Source organism: Nocardia terpenica (assembly GCF_013186535.1).
Classification (GTDB): domain Bacteria; phylum Actinomycetota; class Actinomycetes; order Mycobacteriales; family Mycobacteriaceae; genus Nocardia; species Nocardia terpenica.
Map to the genome: position 1 here is coordinate 270,599 of NZ_JABMCZ010000005.1, position 16,595 is coordinate 287,193.

The 16,595-nt window shown below is 70.2% G+C and carries 16 protein-coding genes; 11 read left to right on the forward strand and 5 right to left on the reverse strand.

From position 1 onward, the window contains the following. The first annotated feature begins 39 nt into the window (after positions 1-39). The gene (locus HPY32_RS37085) at positions 40-1,284 is read left to right on the forward strand and encodes a heparan-alpha-glucosaminide N-acetyltransferase domain-containing protein (protein WP_067588598.1); all 1,245 of its coding nucleotides are present in this window, start codon (positions 40-42) and stop codon (positions 1,282-1,284) included. A gap of 28 nt (positions 1,285-1,312) precedes the next feature. Next, a complete protein-coding gene (locus tag HPY32_RS37090; protein WP_156674484.1) occupies positions 1,313-2,689 on the forward strand; it encodes a DUF1003 domain-containing protein in 1,377 nt (458 codons plus the stop codon). On the opposite strand, the gene HPY32_RS37095 is transcribed toward HPY32_RS37090, so the two are convergent. Beyond that, entirely contained in the window at positions 2,664-2,924 is a 261-nt protein-coding gene (locus HPY32_RS37095) for a hypothetical protein (RefSeq protein WP_067588594.1), read from the reverse strand. The two genes, HPY32_RS37090 and HPY32_RS37095, sit on opposite strands and share 26 nt — an antisense overlap. Before the next feature lie 240 nt (positions 2,925-3,164). Here HPY32_RS37095 and HPY32_RS37100 point away from each other — a divergent pair, with 240 nt between their 5' ends. Next, on the forward strand, positions 3,165-4,625 hold the full coding sequence (locus HPY32_RS37100) for an alpha/beta hydrolase (RefSeq protein WP_197696506.1): 1,461 nt from the start codon (positions 3,165-3,167) through the stop codon (positions 4,623-4,625). A gap of 8 nt (positions 4,626-4,633) precedes the next feature. On the opposite strand, the gene HPY32_RS37105 is transcribed toward HPY32_RS37100, so the two are convergent. Further along, on the reverse strand, positions 4,634-5,575 hold the full coding sequence (locus tag HPY32_RS37105) for a Gfo/Idh/MocA family protein (RefSeq protein WP_067588590.1): 942 nt from the start codon (positions 5,573-5,575) through the stop codon (positions 4,634-4,636). A gap of 237 nt (positions 5,576-5,812) precedes the next feature. On the opposite strand from HPY32_RS37105, the gene lpqS reads away from it, so the two are divergent. Both lpqS and HPY32_RS37115 read left to right on the forward strand, forming a co-directional pair. Beyond that, entirely contained in the window at positions 5,813-6,220 is a 408-nt protein-coding gene (gene lpqS / locus HPY32_RS37110) for a putative copper homeostasis (lipo)protein LpqS (protein WP_156674483.1), read from the forward strand. A 107-nt stretch (positions 6,221-6,327) separates the two neighbouring features. Then, complete coding sequence (locus tag HPY32_RS37115; protein WP_067588586.1) at positions 6,328-7,455, forward strand: PLP-dependent cysteine synthase family protein; 1,128 nt, start codon at positions 6,328-6,330, stop codon at positions 7,453-7,455. A 19-nt stretch (positions 7,456-7,474) separates the two neighbouring features. On the opposite strand, the gene HPY32_RS37120 is transcribed toward HPY32_RS37115, so the two are convergent. The 3 genes from HPY32_RS37120 to HPY32_RS46350 form a co-directional block, all read right to left on the reverse strand. Continuing rightward, positions 7,475-8,551, reverse strand: a complete 1,077-nt coding sequence (locus HPY32_RS37120; RefSeq protein WP_067588584.1) for a PLP-dependent cysteine synthase family protein — start codon at positions 8,549-8,551, stop codon at positions 7,475-7,477. A 2-nt stretch (positions 8,552-8,553) separates the two neighbouring features. Then, positions 8,554-9,828, reverse strand: coding sequence for an MFS transporter (locus HPY32_RS37125; protein ID WP_067595856.1), 1,275 nt, complete (start codon positions 9,826-9,828; stop codon positions 8,554-8,556). A gap of 175 nt (positions 9,829-10,003) precedes the next feature. Further along, the gene (locus HPY32_RS46350; RefSeq protein WP_156674482.1) at positions 10,004-11,074 is read right to left on the reverse strand and encodes a GGDEF domain-containing protein; all 1,071 of its coding nucleotides are present in this window, start codon (positions 11,072-11,074) and stop codon (positions 10,004-10,006) included. A gap of 197 nt (positions 11,075-11,271) precedes the next feature. On the opposite strand from HPY32_RS46350, the gene HPY32_RS37135 reads away from it, so the two are divergent. The 6 genes from HPY32_RS37135 to ligD all read left to right on the forward strand — a co-directional run bounded on the left by HPY32_RS37135 (position 11,272) and on the right by ligD (position 16,573). Then, entirely contained in the window at positions 11,272-12,126 is an 855-nt protein-coding gene (locus tag HPY32_RS37135; RefSeq protein WP_067588580.1) for a hypothetical protein, read from the forward strand. A 130-nt stretch (positions 12,127-12,256) separates the two neighbouring features. After that, entirely contained in the window at positions 12,257-12,496 is a 240-nt protein-coding gene (locus HPY32_RS37140; RefSeq protein WP_067588578.1) for an NfeD C-terminal domain-containing protein, read from the forward strand. Positions 12,497-12,510: 14 nt separating this feature from the next. Beyond that, positions 12,511-13,620: an SPFH domain-containing protein gene (locus HPY32_RS37145; RefSeq protein ID WP_067588577.1), complete on the forward strand. Its 1,110-nt coding sequence runs from the start codon at positions 12,511-12,513 to the stop codon at positions 13,618-13,620. Between the two features lie 38 nt (positions 13,621-13,658). Beyond that, positions 13,659-14,042, forward strand: coding sequence for a cold-shock protein (locus HPY32_RS37150; RefSeq protein ID WP_067588575.1), 384 nt, complete (start codon positions 13,659-13,661; stop codon positions 14,040-14,042). Positions 14,043-14,468: 426 nt separating this feature from the next. After that, positions 14,469-15,578, forward strand: a complete 1,110-nt coding sequence (locus HPY32_RS37155) for an ATP-dependent DNA ligase (protein WP_082871408.1) — start codon at positions 14,469-14,471, stop codon at positions 15,576-15,578. Next, positions 15,575-16,573: a non-homologous end-joining DNA ligase gene (ligD, locus tag HPY32_RS37160; RefSeq protein WP_067588571.1), complete on the forward strand. Its 999-nt coding sequence runs from the start codon at positions 15,575-15,577 to the stop codon at positions 16,571-16,573. The genes HPY32_RS37155 and ligD overlap by 4 nt, the downstream gene beginning before the upstream one ends. Positions 16,574-16,595: the final 22 nt, after the last annotated feature.

Here is a 16,595-nt window from a genome sequence, read left to right on the forward strand (position 1 = left end):
CTTGGGCGGCGATCCAGTCCGGCTCGGCGAGAGGTGACAATGAGCGACTCCATGGCCCCGTCGCGGGTCGTCGGCCTGGACGCGGCGCGCGGCCTGGCGGTTCTGGGCATGTTCGCGGTGCATGTCGGACCTCATCCCGGGGAGCCGGGCGCGGGGTGGCTGGAGATTTTCTCGGGCCGGTCCTCGGCGCTGTTCGCGGTGCTCGCGGGTGTTTCGCTGGCGCTGCTGTCGGGCGGTGAGCGGATGCCCGCGGGCCGGGCGGGGCGCAGGGTGCTGGTTCGGATCGCCGCGCGGGCGGTCGTCATCGCGCTGATCGGTCTGGCCCTCGTGCAACTGCGCACACCGGTGATGGTGATTCTGTTCTACTACGGCGTCTTCTTCCTACTCTGCTTGCCGCTGTTGCGATTACGCCCGCGGACCCTGGCCCTGATCGCGTTCGCCTGGGCGATCGCCGGTCCGATCGTCTCCTTCCTGATCCGAGAACGATTGGCACAGAACAGCTTCGGTGGCAGCCCGGCGTTCGCGATGTTCGGGTCGTGGTCCGGTGTGCGCGAGGCATCGGAGATGACACTGCTCACCGGCGCCTACCCGGTGCTGACCTGGATGCCGTTCCTGCTGGCCGGACTCGCCCTGGGCCGCACCGGTATCCGCTCGATGCGCCCGGCGCTGCCCCTGGGCATCGGCGCCGCGCTCATCGCCCTCGGCTACGGTGGTTCCTGGCTGGCCCAGCATCGGCTGGGCGGGCGTCGGCACCTGCTGGACATGCTCACCGCGATGCTCGCCGAGTCCGGCACCCCGTTCGATGCCGGGAAACTCCTCGACGCGGGCGGCGGGTTCGGCGCGGTGCCGACGACCAGTTGGTGGTGGCTGACGGTCGCGAGCCCGCACTCCGGGACACCGTTCGACGTCCTCGGCGCGACCGGCGTCGCCTTCGCGGTACTCGGTGCGCTGCTGGCCGTGACCGCCCGCCTGCACGCCCCGCTGTACCCGCTCATCGCCGCCGGTTCCTGCGCCCTCAGCCTGTACGTCCTGCAGATCATCGCGATCCACCTGCTGATGCCCGTCCCCGACGACCCCGACGCCCCGCTCCCCGACAGCGGGCTGCATCAGCCGTCGTGGCAGCTACTCACCCTGTTCGTCGCGGGCTCGCTGCTGCTGGCGACCCTCTGGCGCAGCCTGTTTCGCCGCGGCCCGATCGAATGGGCACTGCACGAACTCACCCTCCGATTCACCACCCTGCTGCTACCGAGCCGACGGCCGAGCTCGAATTACAGTGGGACATAACGGAACTACACGTAAGGGGACTGAACAGTTGACCAGCGGTAGCCACGCGACCGACCCGCGGCACTCACCGGTATCGATGGCCGATCAGCGGGTCGGGGTGAACGACGCGGTCGCCGCGGCGGTGACCCGATGGGTGGGATCGATGCCCGCGCTGTATGCGGTGCTGGTGGTGTTCGGCGCGTATATGACGCTGGCGACCTGGTGGGGGCCGCTGCATCGGCTCGACCCGTACCCGTTCCCGTTCCTGCTGTTCGTCAACAATATCGCGCAGCTGGTGTTGTGCCTGATCATCCTGGTCGGGCAGCGGGTGTTGAGCGCGGCGGCCGACCGGCGCGCGGTGCAGACCTACGAGAACACCGAGTCGATCTTCACGCTGGTGGCCGATCTGCAGTCGCACCTGGATCGGCAGGATCGGGCGCTGAGCCGGGGGCTGAGCCTGCTGGAGTCGAGCCCGCACCCGTGGATCGAGCAGCATCACGTGCGGCATCCGCCGCAGGCCCGCGATCAGGTGGTGACCCGCAACGACCGGATCGCGGCGTGGCTCACCGAGCGGGTGGGCAGCGTGTGGGCGTTCTATCTGGCCGCCGGGACGCAGGTGCTGTGGATCCTGCTGGCGGTGGCCGGGGTTCAGCGGTTCGACCCGTACCCGTTCCTGTTCATGACGTTCCTGTCGACCCTGGCGCAGCTGCTGTTCATGATCGTGATCATGGTGGGTCAGGATGTCCTCGGCCGGGCCGGTGATCGCCGCTCCGAGCAGACCTTCCTCGACGCCGAGGCGATCCTGCACGAGTGCCGGCAGATGAAGGCCCGCCTGACCGCGCAGGATCGGGTCATCGACAGCCTCACCGGCTACATCACCGCCCGGGTCACCGATCAGCTGGCGCAGGCGGTGCACGACACCAGCGAGCGGGTGGCGCATCAGGCCCGGGTGCACGAGGCCATGACCACCGGCGAGGCTCCCGCCGATGCCCACGTGCTGCGCCGCTGGGAGGAGTTGCCCGACACCGAACGCGAGCGGGATCGGGTGCAGGCCCGGCGCATCGGGGAGAACCTGGCCACGATCGGATGCTTCATGGTGCCCGCCGGTGACCCGGAGCTCGAGGTCACCTTCGACGACGACGAGGTGCGGTTGCTGGCCCGGCTGGAATACGACCGGTGGATGGAGGAGCGGATCGCGACCCGCGCGGCGAATCTCGCCGCCTCCCACGACGCCGACGACGCGCTGCCCCTGCCGTGGGACGAGTTGCCCGACGCCGCGCGCGTGCGGCATCTGCAGGCCGCGCGCCGCATCCCGATCATGGTGTCGCGGGCGGGATTTCAGGTCCTGCGCGGCAGGCCGCGCCGCCCGGCCCAGCGGAGAACCCAGGCGGCTGCGTCGATCACCGTCCGGTCCGGCTGTCGCTGAAGGTCCGCGAGATCGCGGACATGGCGGTGCTCGAATCCCGCACCAGCACGGCCAGGTCGTCGATCAGGCCGGGCCATTCCTCCTCGCCGGTGTCCGGGGATCGACCGCGTGCCCGGCGCAGGCGCAGATCGATACCGAACAGATCCCGCACCAACCGGTCGCACGAGTCGATGAACACCTCGATCTCCGGGCCCGACCGGCTCTCCGCGTCGGGTACCTGTTCGTCCCCGGCCATCGGCGATCACGCCCCTCCGAGACATCCCCCGCCCGGGGCCGGTATACCCGGCCGTTGTTTCCGGAAACGTTTGGCGTCCAGGGTCAACGGCGCGTGCCCTACGCCGACGAAATCATCGAGTTGACAACGAACAGTACCGACTGGTTGTGATCGACTATGGTACAGCGGTAGCAAGCTCCCGCGGACGAGTCGAGGCGAACGCTGTTGTTGGCGAACCTATTCCGGTTGATGGTCGCTGTCGTGATCGGATCGGCACTGGTGGCAGGGTCGGATCCGGATCCCAGTGGATTGGCCCGGTTCTATCACCAGCGCCTCGAGTGGAAGCGGTGCGGCGTCGAGGAGTTGGACAGCGCGGGGGCGCAGTGCGCGAATGTGGTGGTACCGCTGGATTACTCGGCGCCGCGCGCTCGCACCACGACGGTGGCGATTTCCCGGATCAGGGCGGGCAATGCGGAGCTGCGCCGCGGTGTGCTGCTGTCGAATCCGGGTGGTCCCGGCGGGGAGGGGCTCGACAGCGTGGGATTGATCGGCGATGTGCTGGCACCGGAGGTGGTGGCCCGCTACGACCTGATCGGGATGGATCCGCGCGGGGTGGGACGGTCCGAACACACCCGGCCCTGCGGCTGGGCGGTGGGCGAGATGATCCGATCGGCCGGTCTCACCGAGTCCGGCTTCCGCCACGACAGTGTCGAGGCCGCCGGAATGGCACACACCTGCCTGACCACCGGCGACCCGGCCGAGCTGCGGCAACTGACCACACGCAACACCGCCCGCGACATGGACGTGATCCGGGCGGTGCTGGGCGCGGGGAAGCTGGATTACTACGGCGTCTCCTACGGCACCTATCTGGGTGAGGTGTACACCCAGATGTTCCCGGCGCACAGCGGCCGGATGGTCTTCGACAGTTCGATCGACCCCGACCGGTACTGGGAGGGCATGGTCCAGGACTGGGGGCCCGCCGACGAAGCCGCGCTGGACGACTGGGCGCGCTGGGTCGCGGCCCGCGAGGACACCTACCACTTCGGGACCACCGCCGCCGAGGTGCGCGCCCGGATCGAGGACCTGATCCGCGCCGCCGCACACCAGCCGATCATCGTCGACGATTTCCCGGTCGACGATCATTGGCTGCCGTTCATTCTGCACAACTACCTCAACAACTTTCGCCTGAACGCGGCACTGGCCGACATCGTGCGCGAATTGGCCGACACCATCGGCCGACCTCCCGCCACCGCGCACACCCCCCGCCTGCGCTCGGTGCTGACGGCGTTACGCGACGGCGAGAATTCCGCCCTCGCCCGGATCGCCTGCGCCGACGCCCCCGCCCCCACCGACCCCCAGTGGTACCGCCGCCGCATCGACCTCACCCGCACCACCGAACCGGTCTTCGGCGCACTGGCCAACAACATCCAGCCCTGCGCCTACTGGCCCCGCCCCGCCGAACCTCCCACCCGAGTACACAATTCGGTGCCCGCCCTGCTGGTCCAGTCCACCGGCGACCCCCGCACCCCGTATGACCACGCCCAGCGCCTGCACCGCGCGATGCCCGCTTCTCGCCTGGTCACCCTGCGAAACACCCGCATTCACATGACCTTCCGCACCGGCCTGAGCACCTGCCTCAACGACGCGATCAACGCCTACTACAGCGACGGCATCCTCCCGCCCGCCGACACCTCCTGCGACCCCGACCATCCCGCAGAGTGACAGAGGTGTCAGCGCGGGTTGACGACGGCGTCGATGTCGAGGGTCACCGCGAGGGCATCCAGGACGCTGTCGGGGGCTATCCGGTTGGTTGCCTGCCCGCGCAGGCAGGCCAGGACGTGGTCGATCATGGCCGCATAGGGGTCGGCGTCGGGGAGTTGTGTCGTGTCCTCGCCGTCGGCGGTGCAGGTGCTGACCGTGGTGGTGGGTTTGCCGTCGAAGCCGTGGGTGAAGGTGGCGGTGAGGACGGCGTCGGTGAAGGTGGCGCGGTAGCCGCCGCGCGCACCGTAAGGCATCGGCATCAAGGAGCAGGCGCAGCAGCGGGCCGTCGCGTCCGGGTAGCCGAGGACCGCGTCCACCACGGCGGTGCCGGGGCCGCCCGCGGTGGCGGTGATGTCGAGAGTCGCGGGGGCGCCGAGGGTTTGGACGATGACGTCGATGTCGCCGTGCATCATGTCGAGTGCGATCTGTGCCAGCCCGATGTCGACTCCCGGCCACAGCAGCGCCGTGGCCAGGTCGACGGCCAGATGCCGCAGCCGCCCGTATCCGCCGGAGGCGACCGCGTCGAACAGGAGCTGGTTCGCGGGCAGGAACCGGTCGTACATGTCGACGAAGACCTGCCGGTCACCGGCGCGCGCCGCGTCGGCCACCCGCTGCGCCAGCGCCATATCGGCGGCCAGGGGCAATTCGGTGAGCACGTGTTTGCCCGCGTCCAGGGCGCGCAGCGCGGTGGCGGGGTGCAGGCCGGTCGGCAGGCAGATATCGATGAGTTCGACGGTGGGGTCGGCGAATACCGAGTCCAGGTCGGTGGTGGTGGCGAATCCGTAGCGATCGGCCAGCGGTCGCAGCGCCTCGGGGCGACGGCCGAACACCGTCACCTCGACGTCGGCGCGCGTGGCATACGCCGCGGCGTGGGCCTGCCCGAATCCGGTGCCCAGCAGGGCGATCTTCATGAGTCCTCCTTCGATCGGGTGAATACCGCCACGGTAGGAAGCCAATAGGTCACCGACCGACCGGCGCGAAACCCCTACTGCTGCCGTGTGGAAGGGGTCGGCGCAGCGGTTCGCGGACCGACGGTGTGGCGACCGTTTACCGTGGGTGATGGATTCTGTTCCGAAGCGCTGGTCGCGCAGTCGTCCGCTTCGCGTCAACAGGTTGCGGCTCAGCGCTGTTCGGAAGTGGGGGTGCTCGTGAGCCGGATACCGCGAGTGCGGCTCGGTGGCTCCGGACTCGTTGTGCTGGTGGCGATATTGTTCGCCGGGTCGATGATGGATTGCGCGCTGGCGGATACCGGCGTGGACGCGCCCGCGGTGGTGATCACCGACCCGGGCCGCCCCGCCGGGGTGGCCGACGTTCCGGGGCAGGCCCCCGATGGTTGTTGCGGCCCTTGCACTCCGCGCATCCCGTGTATCACCGCCCCGGTGGCGTCCGGCGTCGGTCTCGCGGTGTCGCCGCCCCTCGCCCCACCGGTGCTGCTGCTGGCCCCCGTCACCCTCGGATGCGGTGCCGCGCCGACGGCGGGGGTGCGGGGGCCGCCCGCTGTGCCGGTGTCCGGGGGGCGGGATGTGCTCACCCGGATCTGTATCGCTCGACGCTGACAGGTCAGCGCCAGGCCGGTGGCCGCTGTGTCGCCCCGGCCGGTGTCCGCTGCCCGGCTCACGTCCGTGCCCGCCCGTGGCGGGATTCGATACAGGAAGCGACAGTCATGAACGAGGTTGTGGTCCAGGACCCGGCCGAGATACCGGCGGCGCTGATCGCGGCGCCGGGTGCGGCGCGGCGACCGCACGCGCTGGTCGGCAATACCCCGGTGCTGTGGGTGGGTGCGCCGCTGGCCCCGCGCGGCCGCGGATTCTGGGCGAAACTGGAGGGGTTCAATCCCGGCGGGATGAAGGACCGGCCCGCGCTGCACATGGTGCGCCGCGCCGAACAGCGCGGCGAGCTGGCGCCCGGGGCGCGGATCGTCGAATCGTCCAGCGGCACTTTTGGTTTGGGGCTGGCGCTGGCCGGGCTCGTGGCCCGTCATCCGATCACCATGGTGACCGATCCCGGCCTGGAGCCGATCCTGGCGCGCATGCTCGCGGCGTTCGGGACGCGGATCGAGGTGGTGGCCGAGCCGCACCCGGTCGGCGGCTGGCAGCAGGCGCGCCGCGAGCGCGTGGCCGAACTGCTGGCCCGCGAACCGGATTCGTGGTGCCCGGATCAGTACGGTAATCCCGACAATGTCGACGGCTACGAGTCGCTGGCGCTGGAGTTGGTGGGGCAGCTGGGCCGGGTGGATGTGCTGGTGTGCTCGGTGGGCACCGGCGGGCATTCGGCGGGGGTGTCGCGGGTGTTGCGGCGGTTCAATCCGGGGTTGAAGCTCATCGGCGTGGATACGGTCGCCTCGACCATTTTCGGTCAGCCCGCAGGGCCGCGGCTGATGCGGGGGCTGGGGTCGAGCATTCATCCGCGCAATGTCGACTATGCGGCGTTCGACGAAATCCATTGGGTGGCACCGGCGGAGGCCGTGTGGGCGTGTCGCACCCTGGCCGCATCCCACTACGCGACGGGCGGCTGGAGCGTGGGGGCGGTCGCGCTGGTGGCGGGCTGGGCGGCGGGGGTGTTCGAGTCGGATGTGCGGATCGTGGCCGTGTTCCCCGACGGCCCGCACCGCTATTTCGACACCGTCTACAACGACGCGTACTGCGCCGAACACGGCCTGCTCGTGGCCGATCCGCCGGTCGGGCCCGACACGATCGCGCGGACGACCGAGCGGGTGGTGACCTCCTGGACCCGATGCGCGGCCGTCGCGGACCCGAGCCCGCTGCGCGGCCGCGCCGAGGCGGCCTCGTGACGCGGCCGCGGACACCGTGCTACGGCACCGCTTTCGGCGCGTCGGGCTCGGTGGCGGCCGGATAGTGCCGCCACGGTGCGAGCCGGTCGCCGGGGAACGGGGTGTAGTCGGTGAGGCGGGCGCGCAGCTGCTCGACGGTGGTGGCGAGGTCCACGTCGTGGGCGCCGATCCAGGCGTCGTCGTAGATGGTGTCCAGGTATCGGTCGCCGCCGTCGGGGGCGACGGCGACCACATTGTGGCCCGGGCCCAGCAGTTGCGCCACCCGCAGGGCGATGAACACGGCGGCGCCGGAGGATCCGCCCAGCAGCAGGCCCTCGCCCGCGGCCAGTAACCGGCAGGTGGAGAATGCGTCGGCGTCCCCGCACCAGTAGGCGTGGTCGATCACGCTGCGGTCGAAATTTCCCGGGGTGAATCCGGAGCCGAGGCCGATCAGCAGATGCTGTCCCATCGGCCCGCCGATGGCCGTGGAGCCCCGGCCGTCGACAGCGACTGTGAGACAACCGATTCCGGCCCGCCGCAGCGCCCGCCCGATGCCGGTGATCTGGCCGCAGCTGCTGGTGGTGCACACCACCGCGTGCACGTCGCCGTCCAGATCGGCGAGGATCTCCTGCGCGGTGGTGGCGCCGTGCGCGGCCGGATTGTTCGGATTGTTCCACTGGTCGGGCATGTACGCGCCCGGGGTGTCGCGGACGACGGCGCGGGCGGCGCGGATGCGCGGGATCTGGTATTTGCCGTGTTCGTCGCCGTGTTCGACGAGGGTGGGGTGCGCCCCGTAGGCGGCGATGGCGCCGACGCTGAACCGGGGGGTGCGCGGGTCGACCATGATCTCGGTGCGGATGCCGAGGGCGGCGCCGATCATGGCCAGCGCGATACCCAGATTCCCGGACGTGGCCTCCACGATGGTGCCGTCCGGGGTGAGCTCGCCGGTGCGCAGGGCCTCGCGGATCATGGCCAGCGCCGGGCGCGCCTTGACGCTGCCGCTGGGGTTGAGGCATTCGAGTTTGACCCAGACCGCCGCGTCCGAGGGCCGGGTGAGCCGGTGCAGCCGCACCAGCGGGGTGCCGCCGATGAGATCGGTGATGCTGTCGTACTTCATCGTCACGTCCTCTGTGGTCGAACGGTTCCCGACGCCGCGGGCGGGAACAGCGAGCGCGCCCGCATCACCGCGATCAGGGCGGCACTGCCGATCCCGTAGCCGCCCAGCAGCAGCCACGGCAGCCACGGCGTCCCCAGGCGGGCGCCGAGGTCGACGCTGTAACCGACGACGGTGTTGCTCACCACCGCCGCGATCCCCGACGCCGTCGCGAACACGCCCAGGTAGGTGCCGGTCAGGGCGGGGCGCGCGAAGTCGGTGGTCAGATCCAGCGCGAACGGTTGGGCCACCGCCACCCCGAGCGTCAGCACCACCGTGGCCAGCAGCGTCGGCGCCAGCGCGGGCAGCGCCGCCCACAGCCCCGCCGACCCGGCCGCCCGCTGCACGGTGGCGCCGATGGCGGCCGGGGCGAATGCCAACCCGCACAACGCCGTTCCCACCGCGATCCACGCCGGGGACGATCCGCGGCGCTGGCATCGGTCGGTGATGCGCACCTGCAGGCCGAGGGTCACGACGGTGGACGCGGTGAACAGCAGCGCGGCCGACCCCGCGAAACCGGAGGCGCGCGCGGCCTCCAGCGGCAGCGTCAGGTAGAGCTGGTTGTACAGCACGAAGATCGCGGCGGTGGCGCACACGTAGAGCAGGAAGCGGCGGTTGCCGACCACTTCGCGCCAGTCGGCGAGCACCGACTGGCCCGACGGGGTGACCGGGCGCGGCGGCAGCGCCAGCAGCTGCGCGACGGTCAACGCGGTGAACACCACCGCCGCCACCGCCGCCACCAGCCGGAAATCGACCGCGAGCAGCACGCTGCCCAGCAGCGGGCCGATCAGGGTGCCGGTCTCCCCCGCCACATTGAACAGCGAAAACGCTTGCAGCCGTTGCGGTCCGGACTCGTAGGCGAGGTAGGCGCGGGTGGCCGGGCTGAACACCGCGCCCGCCACCCCGGTCACGATCGCGGCCAGCACCAGCCCGGCGACGCTGTTCACCACCGCGAAGGCCGCGAAACCCACGGCGCGCAGCAGACATCCGGCGATGATCAACGGCCGGCACCCGATCCGGTCGGCGGCCGACCCGCCCAGCAGGGTCAGCCCCTGCTGGCTGAGGCTGCGCACCCCGATGATCGCCCCCACCACCCCCGTGCTCAGGCGCAGATCGTCGCGCAGATGCGTGGCGAGAAACGGGATCAGCAGGTAGAAGCCGAGGTAGACGCCGAACTGGTTGACCAGCAACAGCCGCACGGTCGGCGGCAGCGACCGCGCCGCCCGCAACGCGGTCAGCATCGCCGTCGCCCCCGGCAGCGACGGTCGGCTGGCGGATGCGACCGTCGATTCATCGTGGTGGCCTTTCGGCGAGGACTGCCGCCCCGGCGACACTGCACCCCGATCGTACGAGCCGACCGCCACCCGGCACGGCGAAAACGGTGTGCCGCACCGCTTTACCCCTAGCGCGGCATCCTCACGCCTCGACGACGACGGTATTGCCGCCGCGCCGTTTCGCCTGATACATGGCGGCGTCGGCGCGGTCGAGCAGGGTGTTGACGAAGGGGCGGGCGCGGTGCTGGCGCAGGTCGGGGGCGGCGCACACGGCGACGCCGATGCTGGCGGTGACCGGAATCGAGGCGGTGGAGCGGGCGATGGCGCCGCGCAGGTTCTCGGCGACGGCGTGCGCCGCCGATTCGGACAGGCGGCTCAGGACCGCGAATTCCTCACCGCCGATGCGGGCCACGACGGCGGCGGCGGGGGCGGCGGCACGCAGGCGGTCGGCCACGGACATGAGCACTTCGTCGCCGGTGCGGTGACCGAAGCGGTCGTTGATGCGTTTGAACCCGTCCAGATCCACCACCATCACGCAGGTCGGCAGGCAGCTGCCGCAGTCCAGCAGGGATCGGCAGCGGTCGTCGAGCCCGCGGCGGCTCAGCAGCGAGGTCAGCGGGTCGCACAGCGTTTCGGTGCGCAGCACCCAGTACCCGTATTGCACGCCGGGCAGCACCACCGCCGAGATCGTCACCGTGACCAGGATCAGCGCCGACGCCACGGCCGCATAACCCTCGGCGAACATCGGGACCGACAGCACCGCCACCGACACCGACAACCAGACGATATGGGCGGCAAGGATTCTCGGACTGTGGAAGAAGGTCGCGTACAGGCCCGTCACCATCAGCACCAGCACCGCGATGGCCCTGCCGACCACATCCGGGCTGCCCAGGCCCGCGGCGGTGGTGCCGATATCGGCGATGGCGAACAGCGTCAGCGACTCGACCGCCGAGGGCCACGGCAGCAGCCACCAGCGCAGCCACCACAGCACGCCCAGCACCGCGACCACCCACTCCAGCGGGCGCGAGATCGCACCGTCCGGCCCCCACGACAGCGCCGCCGACGCCGCGACCGCCGCGCTGGCGAGCCCGCCGATGCCGATGGCCAGCTTCAGCGGTCTGAGCACGTCGTGCGCCGCCAGCGCCCGGATCGGCCATCGGTAGTCGGGGTCATCGCGCCACCAGGTGCGCAGTGAACTGCGATCATCGGTCACCACAGCACCCCCTTCGGCCTCGGATGCCGATGAAAAACCGCCGTCGAGCCATTTCCGATAGTCGAATTACCGTAGAAGGCGAGCAACATTGGCGCAACCCCGGGCGCGAGGTTGCCCGCTCGCGCCGCGGACGGGTTGCCAGATGTGTGCCGCCGAACCCCGCCCGCGCCCGCGGGTGCCGGGGTCACAATCGAGGGGTGTCAACGGACGCGACCAACTCGACGGCGGGCACCGGCGCGCCGCGCAGCCTGTCCCCCGGCGAATACTCCTGGCAGATCCGCCACGACGACCGCGTCACCGAGCACGGTGTGCTCGCGCTGGGCAGCAGGCACCCCTGGACCAGCCGCGCGGTGGACAGCTGTTACGACGCCGCCAGCACCTTCTTCGTGCAGGAGTGCGGCTATGTGGTGCAGGAGTCGCGCGACGCGATCCTCGACGCCCGCGTCGAGGGCCGCCCGGCGCCGCGGCCGCCGGACACGGTGGCGGTGATCCTGCGCGACCACGAGGGCGCCGAGCGGGTGTCGATGACCGGGGCGCTGGTCCATCGGCCGGTCACCGACGCCGACGTCGAGGACCACCGCGAATTCCTGCGCGCCTGCGACGAGGAGGACCGGCGCATGATCGCGGCCCGCCAGCAGCAACTCGCGCAGGACCCGGAATCGCTGCCGCCGTATTTCACCGACCTCACCCCCGACGACGACGGCGACGGCTATCCGCCCGAACCGGACGTGCCCGCCGACCCGCGCCGCCGGCGCGCCGACGACCTCGCCTACGAGGCCGCCGAGTTACGCGACAGCGTGGTCGACCCGGAACACTGCCGCCACAAGCTGTTCCAGGCCGAACGCCGCCTGGCCGAGGCGAAGGACCAGCAGCGGCAGGCGGCGACCGCCGCCGACGACGCCCTGCGCGAGGCCGCCGCGGCCCGCGTCGCCCGCTGCGCCGAATACGTCACGCTGTGGACCGCGCGGCTGGCCGAATCCACCGAAACCTACCTGCGCGCAGCCGCATTCGACGCCGAGGCCGACCGCGTCCGGCGCCAACCCGCTCGGTAGCGTCCGCCTCGACACCGGGTCCGGTGACCGTGGCACGGCACGTTCCCGGCGTGGGCCGATCATGGCGGCAGGCCGTGGCGGTAGGCTGGGATCCTCCGATTCGACGCTGTCGGGCAAGGAGATCGACGCGATGACCGACCCGGTGCAGGGTTCGACCGGTACGCTCACATCGCCGATCCGGGGTCCAGGGATGCTCGGGGAGGTCCTGGTCGCGATCCGAGGGGGAACCGAGATCTACATCGCACGTGCCGACCGGGCACTCGCCGCGGGCACCACCGTGCTCGTCGTCACGGTGAACCCGGGCCGGATCGTCGACGTAGTTCCGTGGATACCGCTCGACCTCGGGCCGGGTGGGGCAACACCGACATAGCAAGGGAGACAACAGTGCTGGGGTACCACGTACCCGATCCCGACGAGGCCATGCTGGTCAGCGGCGGGCGTGCCAGGGACAATGCCCCCTTCCGGGTGGTCATCGGCCGCGGCGCGTGGGTGACGCCGCTGTTCCGCAAGGTCCGCTACCTGTCGCTGGCGATGTTCGAGTCCGAGATCCAGGAACGCTGCGTCACCCGACAGGCCATCCAGCTCGACGTGCGGGCGGTGATCGCGTTCAAGGTCGCCAACGACACCGCGTCCATCGTCAATGCCGCGCAACGGTTCCTGTCCGAGCAGGAACGGGAGATGTCCGTCCTGACCGGACGCATCTTCTCCGGGCACCTGCGCTCGATCGTCGGCTCGATGACGGTCGAGGAGATCATCCGCGAACGCCAGAAACTCGCCGACGAGGTGCTGGTGGCGTCGAAGGTGGAGATGAGCAATATCGGCCTGTGGGTCGACTCGTTCCAGATCCAGTCCATCGACGACGGCAACCTCGGCTACATCGCCGCCCTCGCCGCCCCGCACAATGCCGCGGTGCAGCGCGACGCGCAGATCGCCCAGGCCGCCGCCGCCCAGCAGGCCGCCGAGGCCGAACAGGCGTCGCTGCGCAAGCAGGCCGAATACCAGCGCCAGACCTCCATCCTGCAGGCGGAGTATCAGCGCGACATCGACAAGGCGAAAGCCGAAGCGGCGCAGGCGGGTCCGCTCGCGGAGGCGATCGCGTTGCAGGAGGTGCTGACCGCGCAGGCCGAACGCGCCCGCAAGGAGGCGCACCTGCGCGAGCAGCAGTTGCAGGCCGAGGTCGTGAAACCGGCCGAGGCCCAGGCCGAACGGGTGCGGGTGCTCGCCCAGGCCGAGGCCGACCGCACCCGCATCCAGGCCGAGGCCGCGGCCTCCAACAATCGGATCGCGTTGGATCAGTTGCTGATCGAGCAGCTGCCCGAAATCGTCAAGCAGGCCGCGACGGGGCTGTCCAACGCCAACCTCACCGTCCTCAACGGGCCGGACGGTGTCGGTGAACTGGTCAACGGCATGGTCGGGCAGGGGTTGACGGTGTTCAATTCGCTGCAGAAGGCGCTTTCGGCCAACACCGACCGCGATGAGCAGCAGGCCGGTTAGAGTGACCGCACAGGGACGTCGACGAGGAGCGGGTGTAGGTGTCGATCGGGAAATTGGTGTCGTTCGATAGTTCACGGGGGTTCGGCTTCATCCGCCCGGAAGATGGCGGCCCCGATGTATTCGTGCACGTCAACGATATCGGGCTCGACGAAGACGAGCTGCGTCAGGGCCGGTTGTTCGAATTCGAGGTGACCGAGGGTGATCGTGGTCCGAAGGCGGTCAATCTCACCGCCGTGGGCGGCCAGCCGTTGCCGCCGCGCCATCGCGGCCGCAATTCCGGGGCACTCACCGCGTCCGAGCACAAACGGTTGATCACCGAGTTATTGCTCGACGCCAGCCCCGCCCTCACGGCCGGTGAAATCCTCACCATCCGCGACCGCCTCACCGCCTTCGCCGACCAGCACGGCTGGCTGGAGAACTGATCCCGGCCAAAAGCACGCCGGAATGACGGGGAGCCGCACGCCGGGATCATTGGAAGGCGCACCCCGGGATCCTTGGAAGGCGCACCCGGGGATCACTGGAAGGCGCAGGCCAGGATCATCGGGGCGCAGGCCAGGATCATCGGGGCGCAGGCCAGGACCATTCGGGCACGCCGGGACCATTCGGGCCGCGCGCCAGGGCCAATCAGGGCGCAGGTCAAGGTCAATCGGGGCGCAGGTCAGGGTCGACGCGGGATCCAGCAGAGAAACCGGGATCGGGAGGGTGGGTCCGCTACGGCGGGGTGCACGCCTCTCGGTCCCGGTGCGCTGCTTTTCGCATTCTGCCCGGTACGCTTTTGGCCGGGTGGGGCGATGAGTTCGGTACGCCCGCACCGTCTGTAAGGGTGAGACCGACCCGAGGAGGATCGTGTGGACTTGCCTGTCTGCCCGCCTGTGAAGCCCATGTTGGCCAAGTCTGCTGCCGAGTTGCCGCGGGATCCGGGGCTGCTGTACGAGCCGAAGTGGGACGGGTTCCGGTGCATCGTGTTCCGCGACGGGGACGAGGTGGAGCTCGGGTCGCGCAACGATCGGCCGTTGACACGGTATTTCCCGGAGCTGGTCGAATTGCTGCGCGGTGCGCTGCCGGACAAGTGCGTGGTCGACGGCGAGGTCGTGGTGGTCACCGAGGCGGGCCTGGATTTCGATACGTTGCAGCAGCGGCTGCATCCGGCCGCGTCGCGGGTGAACAAGCTGGCGGTGGAAACGCCCGCCAGTTTCGTCGGTTTCGATCTGCTGGCGCTCGGCGACCGCGATCTGACCGGCGAGCCGTTCGCCGAGCGCCGCCGCATCCTCGAGACCGTGCTCGCCGACCCGCCCGCCCGGCTGCATCTGACCCCGCTCACCGCCGATCCGAACCTGGCCCACGACTGGTTCACCCGATTCGAGGGCGCCGGTTTCGACGGGGTCATGGTCAAGGCCGCCGATCTGCCGTACATGCAGGACAAGCGGGTGATGATCAAGGTCAAGCACGAGCGCACCGCCGACTGCGTGGTCGCCGGATTCCGCTGGCACAAGGACGGCGAGGGCATCGGCTCGCTGCTGCTGGGCCTGTTCGACGACGAGGGCCACCTGCATCACGTCGGCGTGGCCTCCAGCTTCACCGCCGCCCGCCGCAGGGAACTGGTCGACGAGCTGGCCCCGCTGCGGGAGAACGCGCTGGAGAATCATCCGTGGCGGGACTGGGCGGACGCGGCCGCCCAGGCCAAGGCCGACGGCAAGATGCCCGGCGGGGTGAGCCGCTGGACCGGCGGCAAGGACCTGTCCTGGGAGGCGCTGCGCACGGAACTGGTCGCCGAGGTGCGCTACGAGCACGTCATGGGCGGACGATTACGCCACGGCGGCCGGCTGGTGCGTTTCCGCACCGACCGCACCCCCGAATCGTGTACCTACGCTCAGCTCGACGAGGTCGCGCCCGCCGAATTGGCCGATATCTTTGCCGAAGCGAAATCCGGCGCGAACACCTCGGGGGCGAGCAGATGAGTACGACCGTCGACATCGACACCGACGGCAAAACCGTGCGGATCAGCAATCCCGACAAGGTGTATTTCCCCACGCGCGGGGAAACGAAGCTGGATCTGGTCCGCTACTACCAGGCGGTGGCCGAGCCGTTCCTGCGGACCGTGCGCGACCGGCCCGTGCTGCTGGAACGCTATCCCGACGGCGCGGGCGGCAAGTCCTGGTTCCAGAAGCGGGTGCCGAAATCGGTGCCGGACTGGTTGCAGACCACGGTGGTGTCCACCCCGAACGGCACCGAGAGCGACGCCCTGGTCGCCGCCGACCTCGCGCACATCCTGTGGGCGGTCAACCTGGGCTGCTTGGGATTTCACGTGTGGCCCAACCATGTGGGCAGCCTCGACATCGCCGACGAGCTGCGCATCGACCTCGATCCCTCCCCCGGTATCGGTTTCGACGAGCTGCGCGCGGCGGCGGTGCTGGTGCGACAGCTGTGCGCCGAGCTGGGTATCGATGCGCGGGTGAAGACCTCCGGTTCGCGCGGCCTGCACCTGTATGTGCTGCTGGAGCCGCGCTGGGACGGCTATCAGGTGCGGGCGGCGTCGGTGGCGCTGGCCCGCGAGCTCGAACGCCGCCACCCCGACCTGATCACCGCCCAGTGGTGGAAGGAGGAACGCGGCCGCCGCGTCTTCGTCGACTACAACCAGAACGCCCCGCACCGAACGGTTTTCGGCGCCTGGTGCGTGCGCCCCAAGGTCGGCGGCCAGGTCTCCACCCCCCTCGCCTGGGACGAACTCGACGCAGTCACCCCCGACGACCTCACCCTCGCCACCGTCCCCACCCGCGTCACCACCCTCGGCGACCCCTGGGCCGACCGCACCCCCCAATCCATCGAACCGCTGCTCGCCATGTCCCAACGCGACATGGATTCCGGCCTCATGGACGCGCCTTGGCCCCCGGTCTACCCGAAGATGCCCAACGAGCCACCCCGCGTACAACCGAGCAAGGCCCGCAAACACTAAGCCCCTCTCGCGATCCCGGCAT